At 59.5% G+C, this 20355-nt stretch carries 10 protein-coding genes; 3 read left to right on the top strand and 7 right to left on the bottom strand.

Going from position 1 to position 20355, the window contains the following annotated elements:
• Positions 1–9: 9 nt before the first annotated feature.
• Positions 10–738 (top strand): hypothetical protein, encoded by a 729-nt coding sequence (locus R3C19_19955; protein ID MEZ6062624.1) that lies wholly within the window; start codon positions 10–12, stop codon positions 736–738.
• The gene (locus R3C19_19950; GenBank protein ID MEZ6062623.1) at positions 735–6053 is read left to right on the top strand and encodes an AAA domain-containing protein; all 5319 of its coding nucleotides are present in this window, start codon (positions 735–737) and stop codon (positions 6051–6053) included. The genes R3C19_19955 and R3C19_19950 overlap by 4 nt, the downstream gene beginning before the upstream one ends.
• Before the next feature lie 145 nt (positions 6054–6198).
• Here the strand turns inward: R3C19_19950 and pyrH are convergent, their stop codons facing one another.
• From pyrH to R3C19_19920, 6 genes are all read right to left on the bottom strand, one after another.
• Positions 6199–6948: a UMP kinase gene (gene pyrH, locus R3C19_19945; GenBank protein ID MEZ6062622.1), complete on the bottom strand. Its 750-nt coding sequence runs from the start codon at positions 6946–6948 to the stop codon at positions 6199–6201.
• A gap of 742 nt (positions 6949–7690) precedes the next feature.
• Positions 7691–8530 carry a translation elongation factor Ts gene (tsf, locus tag R3C19_19940; protein MEZ6062621.1) on the bottom strand — a complete coding sequence of 280 codons (840 nt, stop codon included), beginning with the start codon at positions 8528–8530 and terminating at the stop codon, positions 7691–7693.
• Between the two features lie 315 nt (positions 8531–8845).
• Complete coding sequence (rpsB, locus tag R3C19_19935; GenBank protein MEZ6062620.1) at positions 8846–9592, bottom strand: 30S ribosomal protein S2; 747 nt, start codon at positions 9590–9592, stop codon at positions 8846–8848.
• 691 nt (positions 9593–10283) lie between these two features.
• Entirely contained in the window at positions 10284–13652 is a 3369-nt protein-coding gene (locus R3C19_19930; protein MEZ6062619.1) for a protein kinase, read from the bottom strand.
• Positions 13653–13832: 180 nt separating this feature from the next.
• Complete coding sequence (locus tag R3C19_19925) at positions 13833–15119, bottom strand: protein kinase (GenBank protein MEZ6062618.1); 1287 nt, start codon at positions 15117–15119, stop codon at positions 13833–13835.
• Between the two features lie 266 nt (positions 15120–15385).
• On the bottom strand, positions 15386–18235 hold the full coding sequence (locus R3C19_19920; protein ID MEZ6062617.1) for an Hsp70 family protein: 2850 nt from the start codon (positions 18233–18235) through the stop codon (positions 15386–15388).
• Positions 18236–18803: 568 nt separating this feature from the next.
• Here R3C19_19920 and R3C19_19915 point away from each other — a divergent pair.
• Positions 18804–18926, top strand: a complete 123-nt coding sequence (locus tag R3C19_19915; protein ID MEZ6062616.1) for a hypothetical protein — start codon at positions 18804–18806, stop codon at positions 18924–18926.
• An 88-nt stretch (positions 18927–19014) separates the two neighbouring features.
• On the opposite strand, the gene dprA is transcribed toward R3C19_19915, so the two are convergent.
• Positions 19015–20136 (bottom strand): DNA-processing protein DprA, encoded by a 1122-nt coding sequence (gene dprA, locus R3C19_19910; protein MEZ6062615.1) that lies wholly within the window; start codon positions 20134–20136, stop codon positions 19015–19017.
• Between the last annotated feature and the right edge of the window lie 219 nt (positions 20137–20355).

Here is a 20355-nt window from a genome sequence, read left to right as displayed (position 1 = left end):
TGCGTTCGGATGCTGGTCAAGATGCACACCGGCCTGAAAGACGTTAGCGCCGCTGCCTATCTGCAGCAGGCGGATGAAGTCTGCGAAAAGCTGGTGGCCGGCAGCGACGGCCTGACACATCCCGAAATGTTCATTCGCGCGCGGGCACTGCGGCTGTGGCGTGATTCTCCCGACAGTGCTGACGATGGTCTGGAAGCAATGGTCGAAGGTCCGCTGGCACTGAAGGAACTGGACTTGCTTCGACAGAGAAAAGTCTCGGACCTGACTCGCCGGTTCCTGCAGCAGTTCCTGACACCGCTCTGGTTGCAGACGACTCTGGTTGCCGGGCACGCCCGGCGGTTCTTCGAGGACTTCACGTTTGCCGGGCCGGTTGCGGATCAAGGTGACAGCGACGTGCCGGGAGAAACTTCGCGCAAGTCGAGCGGTCAGAGAGATTCCGGAAAGACGCAAGGCGAGTCCGGCGCCCAGCGCTCCGACCTGAAGTCGCTGTTGAAGCGCTGCGACGGTCAATTGCGGAATTACTTCTGTTATCTGCTGCTGGACTTCGTGACCTGCGACGCAAACCTGGAAGAAGCTCCGCTGGCCGCCGCGTTTCTGTTCGCGGAAGAGAATTCACTGATCGAAGAATTCCGCGACCTGGCAGCAACAGAACTGAAGCTCGGCAAGCGACTCCTGCAGAAGATTGAGGCGGAAGCGAAGGCCATTGTGAAGTCAGCGGAAAAGGAACTGACACGGTGAGCGCTTTTCACGATTTCCTGCGTGAACAGGTTCAGCACGGGCCGATGGCGACGGAAGACGTGCTGGTTGCGTTTCTGCCACTGCTGAAACAGGTCATCGCGGCACATGAATACGGCGACGTGGCTCCGCTGGAAGGTCTGGCCGCTCTTCACACTGACGGCGGCCGAATCTGGTTTGCGGAAGGCGATCAGTTGCCACAGCGGCGAAGTTCCTCCGCGGTGCGGCGCGCACTCCGGTCGTCATCGCGTGGTTTCGAAATCGTGAGACAGCGTTCCCGGACGTTGGACGTTGACGACGGTGAGTTGCCGTCCGCCGCCGAATTTGACCAGTCATCGCCGGTCAAATATCTGCCCGGCTACGTCTGCTGGGAACATTCCGTCAATCATCATGACCCAACGACTGATGTGTTTTCGCTGGGATTGATTCTGGCCAGTCTTGCCTGCGGTTTGGATCTCGCGGATCCCGACGATCATCGACGATTTGTCGAACATCGGACGAACCTGTTTCGGATCAATCCGTCGCTGCACCCGGTGATCGCGCGAGTCATCGGAGTAACGACGGAACTCGATCGTCGTCGACGGCCCCAAAATCTGCCGGCGCTGCTGTCGACGATTGAAAACTATCGCGACCAGGAAGTCGACTTCGAAACCGACCTGGCCCGCGACCAGCAGGTCTCCCGTTCCGACCACACCGGCAAGCGGCGTGTGATTCTTAGTAAGCTTCAGGAACGGCTGTTCGAAATCAACCGCCGCAACCGTCTGCTGCAGTTTCGATCGACGCTGCAGACCGTCAATCTGACGCATGCGTCGATTCCGATTTCGTGCGACATCATGCGGATCCGAGACAACCAGGTGTTGACCTGGAAGGGAAAATTCCGCGACTCACTTCTGCGTCAGAAGCCGATTTCGCTGAACTCGTTTCTCAACTTTCGGGAGTCCGTGTACCTGCCCGGCACACTTGACCGCATTCGCGCTGAAGCGCGTCGCGACGAAAACGAATACGGGTTCGCTCAGTTGCGGCTGATCGTCGCCTTTCTGAAGTGGTCGGATCTGAAATCGAAACCGGCTGAATCCTATGAATCCCCGCTGCTGATGCTGCCCGTGAAGCTGGACGTGAAGAAGGGAATTCACGATCGCTACACGCTGACAGCAACTGACAATCGAGCGGAAGTCAATCCGGTGGTCCGGCACCTGTTCAAGCAGTTGTACGACATCGATCTGCCCGAAAGCGTGGATCCCGGCGAACGCGGGATTGCTGAATTCCTGGCGGACGTCCAGACGAAAATCCACGCCAGCGACAGTTCCGTCGCGCTGGCGCGGATCGAAAAGCCGCGGATCGAAATCATTCACGACAAGGCTCGCCGCCGGCTGGATCAATTCATCCGGCGAGCCCGGCTGGCCGGTCGCGGCATTCGCAGCTTCATGGATCTCGACTACAGCTACGATTCCATCAACTACCATCCGCTGGGAATCCGCATTTTTCAGAACCTGATCGCGCCGGCGAAGACTCATCTGGAACGAATTCTGACGTCGAAGCCAGCCAGACCCTGGTATGCCGTGGAAGATGCCGCCGCGGACACGCGTCCGTCCGACGACAAAGCCGCACCAGTGCATGAAGCGCCGCCGCCCGAAGAACCGGCGCATGAAGAACCGGTCGCGGAATCGGCAAAGAGCTTTTACACCTTCAGTGGCGGCGACGGCAATCCGTACAACTGGGAATTCGATCTGTGCAGCGTGACGCTGGCCAACCTGAAGTACCGGCGCATGTCGCTGGTCCGTGACTACACGCAACTGGTCGCCGAAAATACGGAAAACGCCGCCTTCGAAGCGACGTTTTCGATGACTCCCGTGAATCCGTCGTCACTCAATCCGGAGTCCATACCGCTGGAGGAGCGGTTTCACGTTGTGCCGTGCGATCCGACGCAGATGCAGGCCATCAGCCATGCCCGCACGGGAGACAGCTACATCATTCAGGGCCCGCCCGGCACAGGAAAGTCGCAGACAATCACGAATCTGATCGCCGACTTTGTCATCCACGGCAAGCGAGTTCTGTTTGTCTGTGAAAAGCGAGCCGCCATCGACGTGGTCTATCATCGTCTCGTTCAGCAGGGACTGCAGGAATTGTGCTGTCTGATTCACGATTCCCAGGCGGACAAAAAGCAGTTCGTGATGGACCTGAAAGCGACGTACGAAGCCTTCGTCGCGGGAACCCGCGAAAAGCGTGACCGGCATCGCGACCGACGGCAGAAAACTCTGGCAAGCCTGCGCGAAGGATTGCAGCCGCTGGAACGCTACAGTCGGGCGATGTCGATTCCTGTAAGCGATGACGAATCCGGTGACCCGAATCCGGCACGGCCGAACGATGCTCCGCCGCGGCAGGATGATCGACCGGAATGTTCGCCGCGGTCCGTGCTGGATCGACTGATTGAGCTTCGCGAACACGTCCCGCAACTGCTGCCGCGTGAATGGGAGCGGGTTCCGCATTACACGCAGTGGCTGGAATTTCGCGACCAGCTTGCGGAATTCTCGAACCGGCTGAAGCATGTGCAGCAGGACGGAGTGCTGGCGAATCATCCTTTGTGCCTGCTGAGTTCGCATGTCGCGGATGCGGATCATCCGCTGGAGCTGGTAACGGAATGTCTGGAAAAAGCGGCTGCGATACTCGACGGAGCAGAAGTTTCATCGGGCGCGGAACATGTTCCTTCGAATCCCGCATCGCTGGCGGAACAGATTGCGGCGATGAAACTTCCTTCCGAAGTTGCGTCCAGCCTGTCTCAGCTTTTTGCCGCGGTGGAATATGCCGGCGAAGCCGACTTTCTGGTTCAGCGAGATCTGCTGCCGCTGCTCGACCCGAAGTCGGACCGTTCGAAGCTGTATTCAAAGCGAATTCAGAAGCTGCAGCGGGCCGACAAGGCGGTGGACAAGGCCAAAGAAGACACATTCTTCTGGAAACGAAAGCTGTCGTCGGAAGACACATGCACCGCATTGCAGCAGGCTCGTCAGTTCGAACAGAGTCTTCTGTCGATTCTGAAGCCGTCGTGGTGGAAGCTGCGGCGGATACTCCATGAGTGCTACGATTTTTCAAAGCACCTGGTGAAGCCGACGTGGACTCAGATCCTTGAACAACTCGATCAGGAACACGACAAGCGGGCGGCTCGTTACAGTGTTGCCACCGCGATCAGTGATGAATTCGGCATCCACCTGGACTTTGACCGATTTCATTCTCAACTGACTCAGCTTCGCGAAGCTTTGAACAACCGGCCGGGACCGATTCGAAATCTGAATCGCCATGTGCTGGCGTCACGATCCGGAAGTCGAACGCTTCAGCAGCTTGCCGCGCTGAAGCCGGACCTGGATGAACTGTGCCTGGTTCTTGATCGCTGTCTGGAAGATTACCGGCATCGGTCGCTGCCGGAACTGCGCGACGACCTTGCAAGACTTGAAGCGGCAATTCACCAGTTGCCCGACTACCTGCACTGCCTTGCGTCGCTGAAACGGCTGCCGGCGGAAACAACGGCGGCCATCCGAACACTGCCGCTGACGCTGACTCAGCTTGAAGCGGCGGCAGCCGAACAGACGCTGAAGGCGGCCTATCGCCGACAACCGCAACTGTCGGCGATCGACGCCGCCGCGCGGGAAAAGCTGGTGGCCGGGATTGCGGACACCTGTGACCGCTGGCAGACCGCCAACGCCGACTGTATCCGCGAACAGGTCCGGCAGACGTTTGCGGACAACATCGAATTGTCGTCGCGTTCCGCCGCCGGGATGTCGAACGACGAGAAGGAATTCAAACGTCTCTACAGCAAGGGTCGCCGCGAGATCGAACACGAATTCGGCAAGTCCATGCGGTACAAGTCCATTCGTGAACTCGCGTCCGCTGAATCCGGCCGCGTGATTCGCGACCTGAAGCCCGTGTGGCTGATGAGTCCTCTCAGCGTTTCGGACACGCTGCCGCTGAGTTCTGACTTGTTTGATGTCGTCATCTTTGACGAAGCCAGCCAGATCACACTTGAAGAAGCCATCCCATCGCTGTTTCGCGCGGAACAGACAATTGTCGTCGGTGATGAAATGCAGTTGCCACCGACGAGTTTCTTCGCCAGCCGCACGCCGGACGACGAAGACGGCCTGCAGATTGACGAAGGTGGCGAAATCGTTCAGTACGATCTGAACAGCAGCAGCTTTCTGAACCACGCGGCGCGAAACCTGCCGTCACGGATGCTGGGCTGGCATTACCGCAGCCGGTCGGAATCCCTGATCAGTTTCTCCAACCATGCGTTCTACAACGGTCGCCTGCTGACCGTGCCCGATGAACGCAGGGCCGTGACGGAGAAATCTGAGCTGCTTGCGGAAAGCTCCATCGACGGCAGCAGATTCGCCGACGAATTGCTGCGGCGTCCCGTCAGCTTCCACTTCCTGCAGCACGGCGTTTACGAAAAACGCCGCAATGCCGCAGAGGCCGACTACATCGCGCAACTCGTCCGCCGTGTGTTGCTTCGCGATGAAGGTTACAGCATCGGCGTCGTCGCGTTCTCGGAGGCTCAGCAGGACGAAATCGACGGAGCGATTCGCCGCCTTGCCGACGGCGACGACCAGTTTGCCGAATTGCTGGAACGCGAACTGGAACGCGAAGAAGACGGCCAGTTCGCCGGACTGCTGATCAAGAACCTGGAGAACATTCAGGGCGACGAACGCGACATCGTCATCCTCAGCGTCTGCTATGGACCGGACCAGGCCGGAAAGATTCGCATGAACTTCGGTCCCATCAATCAGTCGGGAGGCGAAAAACGGCTCAACGTTGCATTCTCGCGAGCAAAGCATTTCATGGCTTTGGTCTCCAGCATGAGATGGACGAACATCACGAACGAATACAATGACGGAGCCAACTGTCTGAAGAATTACCTTCGATATGCCGAAACGTGTTCCGTCGGCCAGACAACAACCGTCGAGACCATCCTGCGATCGCTCAGCGGACGCGACGAGGTTGCCGAGCGGCAGCCCGGAGCCGGTGAGGCCGTCGTTCGCGACATTGCCGGTGAATTGACAAGCCGCGGATTCTGCGCGGATATCGATGTCGGGCAGTCTCACTTCCGCTGCGACCTTGCCGTCTATCGGCCGGGAGACACAACGTACCGCCTGGGAATCCTGGTCGACGGACGCCGCTGGTATGCTCAGTCGGATCTGCTGGAACGCGAACTGATGCGCCCGCAGCTTCTGAAGGCCTACGGCTGGAACGTGTGCATCGTTCTGGCGCGTGACTGGTACCACGACCGGCCGGGCGTCGTTAAGGCCATCCTGTCAAAGCTGAACAGCGATTGATGCCGCAGGATGCATCGCCGGAATCCCAATTCGGAGCGAACTCACACGCATCGCACCAGTCGTTCGCCGCGCGATCACAACGACATGCGCGACATGCCGACGGGCGGACGTTCCCTTCACCTGAAACCGTCCGATGTCTGTGCGGTTAAGTCGGCTTTCCGTCAGACGACACGCGAGTTCCGATCTTCTCGCCGGCAATCACGCGAGCGATGTTGCCGATCTTCTTATAGTTGAAGACCACAATCGGCAACTTGTGTTCCTGACAATGGTGGAAGGCCTGAGCGTCCATGACCTGCAGATTCTGGGCCAGCACATCCTGGTAAGTGATGTCGGTGTAGCGAATCGCGTGGGGATTCTTTTCCGGATCATCCGAATACACGCCGTCCACCTTCGTGCCTTTCAGCACAACATCAGCATCAATCTCCCTGGCTCGCAGCGCCGCGGCGGTGTCCGTTGTGACGAACGGACTTCCCGTCCCCGCGGCAAGAATCACCACGCGGCCTTTCTCCAGGTGTCGAATGCAGCGCCGCCGAATGAATGGTTCGGCCACGCCTTCCATGCGTATCGCACTCTGCACGCGAGTCGGGACTCCGGCGACTTCCAGGGCATCCTGCAGTGCCAGCGCATTGATGACTGTCGCCAACATGCCCATGTAGTGAGCCGTTGACGGCACGATGGAACTGCTGACCTCCGCGAATTGCTTACCCCGCAGAATGTTGCCGCCGCCGCAGACGATGGCAAGCTGGACTCCGGAACTGACTACGTCACGAATCTGTTCTGCGATGCTGGTGATTTCCGCCATACTGATTCCGGAACCACCTTCACGGCAGAAACTCTCGCCGCTGATCTTCAACAGAACTCGTTTATAGACGGAGTGAGTGATCTGGTCAGACATTGTCGGGTCTCAGGTTTCGCGGGCTGACAAGAACGAAGTCTGTGTATGTCGTGGAGGGCGACGCTCCCGCCCAGCCGCCGCCACATCGGACATCGGACATTCACTGGCGCACGCGGTTCGGCAGGAGCGATTTTCTTCCGGGCGTCGGGCCCACGTCTGTATTCATCACCGTACGCCTGACAGACCACCGGCGCGCCGGAACAAAACGCTGAGCGATCGATCAGAAAACAGTAGCGGTCCCGGTCATGCAAACTTATTCTGCCCGCGGCGGACACTGATGCTTTTTGCAACTCTAAGGCCTTCGGCCGATGAGAACATACCCTCCCGTTTCAACGGGAGGGTCGAAGTTTGATCGCCGTGCAGGCGATCAAACAAGGGGGGGCGTCCGCGCAACGGAAGTTCCCCGTGCATGGCCCTCCCCGCGATCGAATGCCTGAACGGCATTCGATCGGCGACCCTCCCGTTTCAACGGGAGGGTGAAGCTATTATCGCTCTGCATTGGTAAATCCTCATCTGCCGATCGCCGTAGCGGTCAATCAAAAACAATACCGGCGCCGGTCAGGCGAATTTTCCAATCGGAGACTCCGCGGGCATTTCGGCAGCCGATCCGGCGTCGCACGGTTACCGTCGCGGTAGTCCGGCGTCGGAATCGGGATGACTGGTGGAAAACTTTTCGAAACAAAGAAAGGCCGATCCGAGCGGATCGACCTTTGAGAACTCAGCAAGGGTCGGAATCCCGGCCTCACTTGCCGCCGCCGACCTGCCATCGGTGAAACCCGACGGCTTCCAGTCCGGCTTCCGACAGTGCCTTCTGGACGGTTTTCTTGTCGTCCTTCGCAAACGGCTGGTGCAGCAGGACACCCGCTTCGCCATAGAAACGACTCATCTGGCCATCGACAATCTTGTCGATGATGTTATCCGGCTTACCGGACGCCTTCGCTTCGGACGTCAGTCGATCGCGTTCCGCTTTCACGACACTCGGATCAAGATCTTCCGGCTTGCAGTGGGCAGGATTCAGCGCGGCGATGTGCATCGCCACGTCGCGCAGGATTTCACTGCAGCCGTCCTTGCCCGTTGCCTGAAACATCGAACCGGTCTTGAAGTCGTGATGAATGTATCCGCCCACGGGACCGGCGACTCGAGCGATGCGGTTAACAACGATCTTCTCACGGATCTTGTTGACCATTTCCTCGTACAGTTCCTGGAACGTCTTGTCGGATCCGGCGGGCTTCTGCTGCATGAGTTCCTCCGGCGTCGCCGCTCCGGGACCGTCCAGCAGTTGTGTTACCATGGCATCGCCGAACTGTTGCAGAGATTCGCCGGTCGCGACAGGCGGTGATTCGCACTGAATCTCCACCATGGCGGCTTCGGAGCAATCGGGTTTTGCCTTGAAGAAGACGCGGCCCTCTTCGGTGGCATTGTCGGCTCGCTTCAACTGCACCTTCTTGAATTGCTCGCGCAGGATTTCGACGGCTTTGGCTTCGTCGCCGCCGGCTTCGACCAGCGCCTTCTTGCATTCCATCATCGGCAGGTCCGTTTTTTCCCGTAGTGCCTTTACGGCGGCGGCCGTGATTTCTGCCATGATCAGTTTTCTCCCTGGTTTTGGTGCTGACATTGTCAGCGTGGCGAATCGCGCTGCGAAACACTGCGCGGCGCGGCTGAAATTTCGTGGATGTCGGAACGCCGGCGAAAGTCGTGACGGAGACTGTCACGCGAAGGCGATATGTTGAACCGCGGACAATGCCGCAGGACCTGTGGAAACGCGAAGCTTCGATGAGCCACTGCAAACCGCGTGACGGCGGCAGGAATCAGCTGCGAGGGAACTTCACGTCCGCGGCACTTCATCGGTACAAACAAACCGATGAGTGCCGCGACCGTAATCGCGTGCCGAGCGCCGTCAGCGGATCGACGGAACCGCCTTCGGCTCGTCGGCCGCGTCGACCTTCTTCGGTTCCTCAGGACGAAAGGATTTCCCCTGCTTGATCGCGTCCGTGATGTGCTGAATGATCAGGCGAATGGATCGCAGGCTGTCGTCGTTACCGGGAATCGGCAGGTCGACGGCGTCCGGATCGGAATCGGTGTCAATCAGACCAACGACTTTGATGCCCAGCAGGCGAGCTTCGTGGACGGCATTCTTTTCCTTGCCGGGATCCACGACGACCAGACATTCGGGCAGCCGATTCATGTCCCGCATGCCGTTCAGGTTGCGGAAGATCTTGCGGTATTCGCGCATCAGCGTCGACTGCATCTTCTTGCTGTACGTCCGGATCTCACCGGATTCCTGCAGCGCTTCCAGTTCTTCCAGCCGTTTCAGCCGGCTGCGAACCGTCCGGAAGTTGGTCAGCGTTCCGCCCAGCCATCGCTCGGTGCAGAAGGGCATGCCGCATTCCAGAGCCAGCTCTTCAATTGACGCAGCAGCCTGACGCTTGGTGCCGACGAACAGTACCATGCTGCCCTGAGCGGCCACCCGCATCAGGTACTTCTTGGCCCGGATCAGACCGCGAATCGTTTCCTTGATGTCAATAATGTGAATCTGGTTCCGTCGACCGTAAATGTACGGCCGCATCTTGGGATTCCACCGACTGGCACGGTGACCGTAGTGGACACCGGCGTCCAGAATCTCTTTCACAACAATCTCAGCCATAGCCGATCTCCTGTTAGCTGCGACGGGCCGCGTCGCATCGATCGCAGACTGAAGACCTCAGCGGAAGTCCGCACGGGGATCCAGGGGCGACCGAACAGAACAATTGTGTGAATGCCAAACCGCGAAGGGAAAAACCCTGCGAAATCCGACAAACAACACGCCACCAGTGAAGCTGCGGGAGGTGGTCGAATGCCCGCCGAGCCTCGACAGCGAGACTCGTTCAAAATTTGAGCGGGGGAGAATAACGTCCGACGCGCTGAAGGTCAAACCGCGTCCTTCAGCCGCCAGCCCCCGTGTCGTGCGCGAGGCGCGGAGGCGCGCAACAGCTGCGAGTCTGGCGGTTCCCCTGCGGCTTCGGGCGGCATCTGGGAGACCCGAAACGCAATTTGACGGAATGGCGGTCCGCGAGACGGACGGGGAATCGCAAGAGCTGCGACGTTGGGAAAGGCTACCGTGCGACGGACCGTTTCTGCATGCCGCTTATCAATACACTTATGCTGGCCGCGGCGGACGCCGCTACTTTTCGCCCTTCTTACTCCCGCGAGCCCGAATGTCTCATCCTGCCCCGCTCGCGGTATAGTCGACACACTTTGTCAACCGGGTGGAATCCACGAGGCAGCGATCTCCGGAACGATGTTGCCAGGCACAGGCCGAAAGGCCAAACACGTCCGTCTGCGGTATGCGGCGTCGTTCACGGCGGCAACTCCAGATCGGACACGACAAACACTTCGACTACCTTGCGCAGTCGATCATCGCAGGCAAGGTACCTTCCGTCAGGAGACCAGCGCGGCATGGCATACGATCCCTTCAGGACGCGCTGCACCTTTCCGGACTGCACGTTCATGACCCACACGCCTACCTTGTCGAAACCGTAGTCAGCGAACGCCAGAAACCGGCTGTCCCAGGACCAACCCGGAAGCAGACCTTTCCAGCCGGTGATATCGTGCTGAAATCGTGTTTGCCGTGTCGTCAGATCTGTGACGACCAGCTTTCCGCCGGTGGCGACGGCGGCAAGTTTGCCATCCGGAGAAACAGCCGGATAAAGATGTCCCCGGCTGGAAAGCAGCGACACCGCCTTTGCCCCCGGATCGGTGATATCCAGCGACTTGATCTGAGCATCGCCGGAATCGCGGAAATACAACACTTGTCCGTTCGCCGACCATGACGGGAAATAGCCCTGTGCAACAATCCGACGGTTGTTTCCGCTCCGATCGGCGATCCAGATGACTTCCCGGTTGCTGTCCCTGATCACGTAGGCAATATTCTGGTTTCCTGCCGGTGCCCAGCACGGATCCTTTCCCGCTGCCACAATGCTTTGTTCCTTACCGGTTTCCAGATTTCTCCATCTCAGAAAGCCATCCGGATTCGGTCCGACAGAACCGGAGTTGTAGAGAATGCGCTGACTGTCGGGCGCCCAGGCTGTGGACCAGCCGGAGAACGTAAATTTTGGTTTTGCGATGCCGGAAGAAGCGACCACCGGCGATGCGGACCGTTCGACGGAAGTGGGTTCCCACAGGATCTGCGTGCTTTTCAGCGAATTCTGAATGGAGGCACGTCCGAATTCGGAGATCGACGTGCGTCGGATTCCCAGTTGTGTCAGAGACGTCAGATTCGACAGCGGTTCGGCTGATCTGTCATCCACGCCGGGCAGGTCGTCGAGCATCAGCACCTGAAGTTGGCTGTGTGAGGCAAGTCCGGAGATTTCCGCCGATGTGATGGGGGGATTTTCTGAGACGTCGATCACGTTCAGATTCTGCAGGCGGCTGAAAAGATACGTCGCCATCGGCTTCGATAGTCCCGCTGATCGCACATGGAGTGCCTCCAGCGAAGGCATGTCCGCAATCTCCTGCAGTTCACTCATCGTCGTGTACCGGTCTGAAACATCCAGCGACCTCAGAGTGGAGCATCGCGAGACGGAGCGTATCACCTCCGGGGTCACAACATTCTGACCGGCGAGATTCAGTTCCAGAAGCTGCGGCATCTGAGTCATCCGCTGCAAAGCCGTCGCTGCCTGCGTCGCGCTGAGTTCCCATTTCGCGTTTTCCAGATCGATCGAAACGGGACAGGTCAGTCCGGCGATGGCTGCGACGTCTGCATCGGAAATTGTCGCGCCTGCGAAAACAACGTCCAGCAGGCGAGTCCCCTCGGAATCGGAACGCACGCGAAGCCGTCCGCCCTGCGCCATGCACCGTCGCGCGATATCGGGAACGGAATCACCGAAATCGGCGATCGGCACTTCCTGATGATCCTGACCGGTCAGGACCGGTGGCAGCAGCAGGCTTCCGTCACCGCTGATGTCTTGCACAGACATTTCGTGGAATCGGTAAAGCGTCTTCAGACCTCCGACATACAAAGCGTTCCGGATCGATGTTCGCCAGGGAGTGTTCCGTTGCCACGAATCTGAAGTGGACGCGTCGCCCACTTCGGAACCGTCGACCAGCACTCGCACGCGATCGCTGCGGACCTCACAGACGACTTGCGATACCACACCTTTCATCAACAATCGCGGCTCATCGGGGCGCACCGGCTCCGGAACGACGCGGCCTGTTCGAAAGTTCGATGATTCCGGTCCGTCAATCACAATATGAATTCTGCCGGACGCGGTGCTGAGCCCCAGAACCAGTCCGCTGGATCCTTCAAGCGGTTCAACTGCCACGACAAAGTCGTATTCACCGGTCGACGCATACGGAACGAGCAGTTGGGAGATGGGCGCGGAAGACGAGACGATCTGCGAACCGCTGCGAAACCAGGTGCCAAGTTCCGCTGATCCGACAGGATCGACCAGCGACAGCAGCTCGATTGCCGGCTTCGGCGCTGGTATCGGTCCACCGGCGGTGTCGGTGGAAGCGGCGGCATCTGTGTTGGCGGCGCCTATGTCGACGGGGGCATCGGTCGACGTGACTGCGGTGCCGGCGTTGTCAGCGTCGATGCGGTCGCTGATTTCGTCGGCATCGGTCGGCTGCGCGGCGGTGATCGGCCGCCGTTCGGAATGCCACAGCCTCCAGCCAGCCGCTGTTGTGGCTGCTGACAGAATCAGAATTAGCGAGAACAGAAAGATCATCAGTGCGTTGGCGTGTGCGTATCGCTGCCATCGCTGCAGAGTTGACAGAGGCCGTGCCTGAACCGGCTTTCCGTCAAGCCACGCGGCAAGATCGTCCGCGAACTCATCGCAGTCGGGATAACGATGGGATGTTTCCGGCGCCATGGCTCGCTGGCAGATGGCATCCAGATCGGTATCGATATTTCGGTTCCGATCCCTTGCGGAATACAGAAGTCCCTTCGCCATCTCCGCGATCACGACGTGTGGCGAACCTTCACAGGGAGTGCTTCCCGTCAACAGATGAAACAGGACGACGCCAAGGCTGTACTGGTCACTGGCGGCGCTGATTTCTGTTGTCTCACCCCGAGCCTGCTCCGGAGACATGTAGGCCGGAGTCCCCAGAAGTGCTCCGTCGGTGGTCACGCGCGCGTCGTCGTCAAGCCGTCGTGCCAGTCCGAAGTCCATCAACTGAGGTTCGCCCGTTTGATCAACGATCACATTGTGCGGCTTGATGTCCCGGTGGACGATGCCCTCGGAATGCGCATAGGCGAGTGCGCCGGCGAGTCTTTGAATCAGGCGGACTGATTCCCGCAGCGGCAGCCGCTGGCGTTTCAGGCGGTCGGACAGCAGTTCGCCTTCGATGTACTCTGACGCGATGTAGAACTTCTTGTCGGCCTTTCCGGATTCATACGTGGTGACGATATTCGAGTGCTTCAGCCGGGCCGCCGCCTTGGCTTCACTGAAGAATCGTGCGATGCGAAGTTTCTGTCCCGGCCCGAAAGTCGGAACCTTTAACGCAACGAAGCGTTCCAGGTGCGGGTCGTAGGCTCGATATACACGCCCGAAGCCGCCGAAGCCGACAACGCTTTTCAGTTCGAACCGACCGAGTTGCCGAAGCGTTGGTTCCTCCAGACTTCGTGCCGCAGGCCCCTGAATGCCGGACGACGGCTGCTTTGACTCCGCCTCCGATCCCGGTTCCTGACTGCCTGCCGCATTCGGCTCAGGTTCGTGCGACAACACCGGAGCACGGCCCGGCGCGATGGCTGTCAGGTCCGTTCCGCAGGCGCTGCACCGTACCGAAAACCCGGCCTCGGGATCGCGGATGCGAAGGCGATGGGAGCATCTCGGGCATTCGATCGTTCGCACGAATACAGTCGCCTGTCAGCGGGTGGCCTTGCGAAAAAAAATCGACATCCGTCGTTACTGCCGGAAAGTGAAGGGCAACAGAGCCTGCCGCATCTGCTCCGCCGTATCAAACCGATCGGCTGCCCTGCGTGCAATGGCGCGGTCGATAACTCGGACAATCCCGTCCGGAACACCCGGTTCCCGCGCGGCGACGGAAACCGGTGACGCGTTCAGGATGGACGAAATCTGCTGAGCGGCATTGGGCGATTCGAATGGAAGCCGGCCGGTGATCAGGTTGTACAGGCACACTCCGGCGGCATAGATGTCGCAGGACGGCTTCGCGTATCGGCAGTCGATGATCTGTTCCGGCGGCATAAACGCGATTGTTCCGCAGATCTCGTTGCTGGTGCTGCAATGGCTGAACCCTGCATCGATGTAGTTTTTCGCCAGTCCGAAATCGGACAACTTGACCTGCAGCTTGCCCCTTGACCGGTACGCCAGAAAGTTGGATGGTTTCAGGTCGCGATGAACAATCTCGCGGCTGTGCGCATATTCCAGCGCTTCAAGAACCCGCGCCATGATTCCGGCAGCCATGCGAACGCGGTCATTCAGATTTGTCTCCCACAGAATTCGGCGCAGATCGACAACGTCGATGTATTCCATAATCAGGAACGGAACCTGATCCTCCGTGATTCGAAAATCCAGTGACCGGACAATGCGCTTGTGGCGCAGTCGAAGAATGATCGACGCCTCGCGGCGGAACCGTTCCACGATTTTCGCATCCGTCGCGGCGGCGGGACGAATAATCTTGATGGCGACCTTGTCCCCCGTCGTGGCCCGCCGCGCCAGGTAGACTGCTCCCATCGTGCCGTGCCCCAGTTGGCGTTCGATCGAGTATCCGGTCAGAGACGGGACGACATCGTCAAAGAAATCAATCGGCCCGACATCGTGTATCGCGTTTTCCGGAAACAGCGTCGTCATCGAAAGCTGGTCCACGGCTTTCGGCGGCTGATACACCTGCACGTGGAACTGCGTGTCTCCGACGGCAACCTCATCCCCCGAATTCAGCAGGGCCGTTTCAATTCGCAGCCCGTTCACCTTTGTTCCGTTGGTGCTGCCAAGGTCAATCACACAGATTTCCGGCGGATTGATCTCCAGGCGACAATGAAACCGGGAAAACCGCCGGTCCGGCGACAGCCGCAGATGCGCCTGCTTCGATCGACCGACGACACATGTCTGGTGGTCAGTGAACCGAAACGTCCGCCCTTCGCACGGCCCCCGAGTCACCTTCAGTTCGACGGCGGGCTTCTCAAAGTCGGAGCATTCCGTTGCGTTGTCGTTCGATACGGATTGCCCCGCCATCTTTTCTGAATCCGATGGTTCCCGAAAACTGCACAAAGCCGTGCGCCATGAAGGATCACCGCGCATGTCAGTGCAACGTGAAGCTCACAAAGTCATGGCAAACGTCATCCGGCCGCCACGGTGAGACCACTGGAATTCTGGGCGATTTCGTCCGTCTTTGGGAGCTTGCGACCCATGAAAATCGATCGGCCGCGTGACACACAACCGCCTGATGCAGGGGCGCCGGGTGCGACAGTGTTCCGGACCGGATTTCGACAAGGTCGGATTCAGTTCAGACGCAGACCGATGGGAAGCGATTCGCCGAACAGGGCGTCCTGAGTTTCCCGGTCGACGTCGCCGACTTCGCGAATCAGCCTGATCAGCGTACGGTGACCGCCCATCTCCCGAAGGTAGCGAGCCGCCGCTTCTCGTGCAGTTTCCGGCAGATCGACGAATCGGTTATCGGTACGACGCGACAGCTCCATGATGGCGAGCGGCAATGAGCGAACGTCATCCAGCCCGAGCGCGAGCACTTCCTTCAGCCAGCGTTCGGCCGTCTCGGGCTGAACAGTGACCAGAGCGCTGCCATTCAGCGGCACGCGCGCTCCCAGGCGTCCCAGAGTCCAGACCAGAGCGTCTCGCACGGGAGCCAGCTTTGGCCGTGTCAGCAGCATCAGAATGGTGTCTCCCAGATCGCTGCGAACGGATGGCGCAAGCTGCTCAAACGAACCCAGCAGTCGCCAGATTTCCGCTGCATCCTTTTCGTGAAGGACGATCGGCCCGCCCTTGCCGCGACCGGTGCTGATCTGCTGCGCGGTCTGGCGAATGGAACTCAGCAGCGGCGACGCGATGGCTGTCTGCTGGCCGCCGGACAATCCGCCGGCGACGCGGCGCCAGAGTATCCACAACTGGCTGCGGCATTCCGGAACGGCGTGAACCAATCCGCCGTTCAGCAGCTCCCACATCACGCCCACGCGCCAGTCATCCATCGCGAAACCGAATCCCGGCCTCAGGCAGAATCCCGCCAGATTCAGCCAGTTGGATTCGTGAACCGCACTTCGGCGGCGGCCGTCGCGAAGTTCGTACAGTATCTGCCACATGTCGCGAAGAAGTGATGTCGGCCAATCGCTGCGACTAAGTCCGAGTTCGCGACCGATGCGTTTCGCAAGGCCTCCCGCCTTTTCGCGACCCTGCGGGCCAAACACACTGAGCAGAATGTCACGACACTTGCCGGAAACGTCCTCGGAAACAATTCCCTGAGCTTCCGCGGTTCCGCTGGTGTGCGATGCGACGTCGGTGCGCACCGTCGATCGGACGTCAAACTGCAGCTTCCAGCGCTGGTTGCCGGTCACACTGGAACACCACAGGTCGAGCGTGCCGATTTCGGTCAGCCCCGCGTTGACGCGCACCAGCACCGTGTCACCTGTCGATCCGGATTGGCCGTCGCTCTTATCGCGAAGCACGGTACGAATCGCAGGCAGTGCGCTGAGTTGTTCCGGATCGATCTCGACGACAGCACCGACAGGATCCGTCAGCCGTGTTCCGGAGTAGTAGACGGGAAACTCCACCGGAGAACCCGTCGCCAGGTGAAATTCGTGTTCCGGCGGATCAAGATCGGTTCCGGGTTCCGTTCCGGCCGGCACCAGACAGACAGCGCTGGGACCACGATCGCTGTCGGCTCCGATGTAATAACTGCGGGGCAGTCCGGCGGAAATCCTGGTCCCGATGCCGCGCGTCACCATTCCAAAGCAGGCGGCGCCGTGAGCCACAGCCAGATCCAGCCGCTGACAATCCAGCACCTGCAGGTTCCAGCCATCAGTGGAAGAATCACAAAACCAGCCGTTGATACAGTCGGTCAGTTGTTGCTGCAGCCGCTTTGATTCGAACAAGCCTCCGTTAAACAAAACGATATCCGGCCGCGCGGGGTGGGCATCGTCATTCAGCAGCGTGTTGTCGACGGCGAGTTCGGAATGCGTGCGAAGAAATCGAGCCAGATATCTGGTAATGGCGGAGTCGGCAGCGTAGGGCAGCCCGAATTCCCGAAACCCGCTTTGAGCCTTCCGCGGAGAATCATCGAAGCCGGATTTCGGAAGGAATCCTTCGACCAGCAGATCAGCGATCTCGTCGCGAGTCACTTCGCACTGAATGCCGCCGCCGATCAGCTTCGCACCGCTTCCCGGCAGGTTGACTGTGTAGCGATCCGGGGCTCCTTCCGACAGCAGTGTTTCCTTCACCTGCCGCGCGACTCGCACCAGCACGCTGTATTGCCTGGGCGTCAGTTGCTCCGTCCCCGTTTCGCGAAATCGGTTTTCGATGAAACGGGCCAGCGCCAGATCCAGGTTGTCGCCGCCAAGGATCAGGTGCTCGCCGACGGCCACGCGATGGAACACGACCTGTCCCTGCGAGTCCGACTTGACTCGAATCAGAGTGAAATCTGTGGTGCCGCCGCCGACGTCGCAGACCAGAATCTTCTGACCGGGCGTCACCTGCTGTTCCCAGTCATGTCGGTGCCGGTCGATCCACGCGTAAAACGCCGCCTGGGGTTCTTCAATCAGCAGAACACGCGGCAGCCCCGCCATCTGAGCCGCGCGGATGGTCAGGTTGCGAGCGACCTCGTCAAACGACGCCGGGATTGTCAGAACCACCGTCTGTTCAGCGAGCGGCGATGCGGGAAAGCGGGCGTTCCAGCATTCCAGCATGTGCCGGACGTAGCGACTGCTGGCGTCCACCGGCGAAAGCCTTTGCACGTCGTCAGCGCCCTGCCACGGCAACAGCCCGGACGTCCGATCGACGCCAGGGTGGCACAGCCACGACTTTGCGGACGCAATCAGCCGACCGGGAACCTGCACTCCGTGATCTCGCGCAAACGCGCCCACGCAATACGCAGCGGCACTGGCCTGCCACGGCAGCCGCATCGCTTCGTCGGGAAACTCGTTCCGGGCGGCTTCGTAGTGAAAGGACGGAAGCGTCTCCCGATCTTCAACCTGTCCCGGAGCCACCAACTGAGGCAATGGCAGCGTCTGGACGCGCCACGGTTCACGGTCAGTGTCGACGTAGCAAACTGCCGAATTCGTTGTTCCCAGATCGATCCCGACCACAAACGCGGGACCCGATCCGTCATTGCTTTTTGTAACCATATCGTGTGCTCGAAAGGCAACGACGTCTGCTGCCCTGCGGCAACGTGTCGGCACCTTCGGAATGCCAGGCGGGTCTTAACTTGCTTGCGGAAATCGCTCAGATTACCGAGACAGAACCGAATCGGCGTGCCGGGAAGCGAACCATACGCGCATCCTGCGGCATCGGTAATCACTTGTGGCGAAAGAGTTTAGGAAACGTCCCGCGGTTCGCCAACGAGGTCCGCAGGGGCACGCATCGGCGGCATGATACGCGATCACGTGGGAGAAAATAAAAATCGAACCGTCGGCAAGTCGAATCGGAGCGATTCGATGATGCTCGTGATGGAAAGGCGACCTCAAGAAACGGAAGAGGCTTCATTCGTGCCGATGGAACAACCGTTCCTGCTTCTGACCCGGCCGGAGCCTGTCCCGCATTGAGGTACCCCTGAGGGTTCGGCCCGCCCGGTTCCAAAACTGTGACTGGCGAGGCCACTGTACTGCGGATCCTTGCAGGCAACGTATGATGAACAACGCAGACCTCCCAGCCACTGGTGAATCCCGACCGCACTTTCCATTGACGGAAACCACGATGCAATCATCGCAGCAATTCCTGGATTGGGTCCGGCGACGCGTGGCACAGGGTGACTATCTGACTCGCGAGCACGCCGAAAGAACCGCCGCCAAAATTCTGATCCGCGGCGAACTGTCTTGAAGCACCACCCGATTGAAGCACCACAAGATTGAAGCACCATCGGCACTGATCGATGGATTTCCGAGTCCGCGGTGCATGAGAAGGCCGGTTACGAATTCCGGATCAGCATGTTTCCTGGAAGCCGCCGAATGAAGCGGCGCATTTCCAGGACGGTCAGCGTCGATAACACGCGCGACGGATCCAGCTTTGTCGCTCGCATGACTTCGTCGACGTGTACCGGGGATGTCGCGATGACGTTCAGGATTTCCAGTTCCTGAGGATTCAGCGTCATCTCGCGGGGATTATGCACGACGACATCCGGCTGCGGATTTGCGGGAGTCGCCAGCGGGCCGAGTTCCTTCATCACGTCGTCCACATTGCGAATCAGCGTGACGCCGTCGCGGATCAGATCGTGACAGCCTTCACTCGCCAGGCTGTCAACGTGTCCCGGCACGGCGAACACTTCCCGTCCCTGTTCCAATGCATGACGCGCGGTGTACAGCGCGCCGGAATTTCGTGTCGCTTCGACGATGATGACCCCCAGACTCAGACCGCTGATGATGCGGTTGCGCTGAGGAAACAATCCGGGCAGCGGTCGCTGATCCAGCGGGAATTCGCTGACCAAAGCCCCCTTCTGCAGAAGTTCGTTCGCCAGATCTGCGTGTTCCGGCGGATAGATGTTGTTTACGCCCGTTGCCAGCACGGCAATCGTTCGGCCGCCCGCACACAGGGCGCCTCGGTGAGCAGCCGCGTCGATTCCTCTGGCAAGGCCGCTGATGATCGTGAAGCCCGCTCGCGCCAGTGATCCGGCAAGACGTTCCGCCTGCTTTCGGCCGTACGCCGTACACCGTCGCGATCCGACGATTGCGACGGCCAGATCATCCCTCGGCAGCAGCTCACCGCGGCAATACAGAAGCGACGGCGCATCGTCGACGGTCGCCAATCGTGCCGGATAGTCGTCTGTATCGCGCTGCAGCAGCGTGACGTTTAGTTGCCGGCACCGGTCCAGCATCTCGGCAGCGGCGGCGAAGTCGGCAGCCCGGATATTGTCCGCCAGCTTTGGTCCGACGCCATTCACGGACAGCAGCACATCGCGGCTCTGACTGAGAATTGCGGCCGCGGAACCGAAATGTGCCAGCAGTTCGGACTGCATTCTGGGTCCGATTCCCGAGACCATCGACAGCGTCATGGCTGCCAGCAAAGCCTGGTCGTGAGTAGTCGGTTCGGTCATCGCAGGAAAATTCGCGGTCACAGGACATGCTGGCGGACGGCAGGTCCATACGTCGTTGCAGCCGCCGACTGGCAGCATCGCTTTTTTCAGGTCACTGCACCAACCGGTTCACGGACTTCACGCGAAATCCAGACGCCAGCGGATCATTTCAGACGATGCGACCTCTCCGGCAACAGATCGAACGACAGAAATCCTTCGGGACCGGTGACCGAACGACCG

The sequence above is a fragment of the Planctomycetaceae bacterium genome, assembly GCA_041398785.1.
Classification (GTDB): Bacteria; Planctomycetota; Planctomycetia; order Planctomycetales; family Planctomycetaceae; genus JAWKUA01.
This window is presented reverse-complemented; position numbering and strand designations above follow the sequence as displayed.

Bases quoted from the DNA above. Each gene is read 5' to 3' on its own strand.
- R3C19_19915 (MEZ6062616.1), top strand. From the start codon at position 18,804: ATGCAATCATCGCAGCAATTCCTGGATTGGGTCCGGCGACGCGTGGCA.
- R3C19_19925 (MEZ6062618.1), bottom strand. From the start codon at position 15,119: ATGGCGGGGCAATCCGTATCGAACGACAACGCAACGGAATGCTCCGAC.
- rpsB (MEZ6062620.1), bottom strand. From the start codon at position 9,592: ATGGCTGAGATTGTTGTGAAAGAGATTCTGGACGCCGGTGTCCACTAC.
- R3C19_19955 (MEZ6062624.1), top strand. From the start codon at position 10: ATGCTGGTCAAGATGCACACCGGCCTGAAAGACGTTAGCGCCGCTGCC.
- dprA (MEZ6062615.1), bottom strand. From the start codon at position 20,136: ATGACCGAACCGACTACTCACGACCAGGCTTTGCTGGCAGCCATGACG.
- R3C19_19920 (MEZ6062617.1), bottom strand. From the start codon at position 18,235: ATGGTTACAAAAAGCAATGACGGATCGGGTCCCGCGTTTGTGGTCGGG.
- tsf (MEZ6062621.1), bottom strand. From the start codon at position 8,530: ATGGCAGAAATCACGGCCGCCGCCGTAAAGGCACTACGGGAAAAAACG.
- pyrH (MEZ6062622.1), bottom strand. From the start codon at position 6,948: ATGTCTGACCAGATCACTCACTCCGTCTATAAACGAGTTCTGTTGAAG.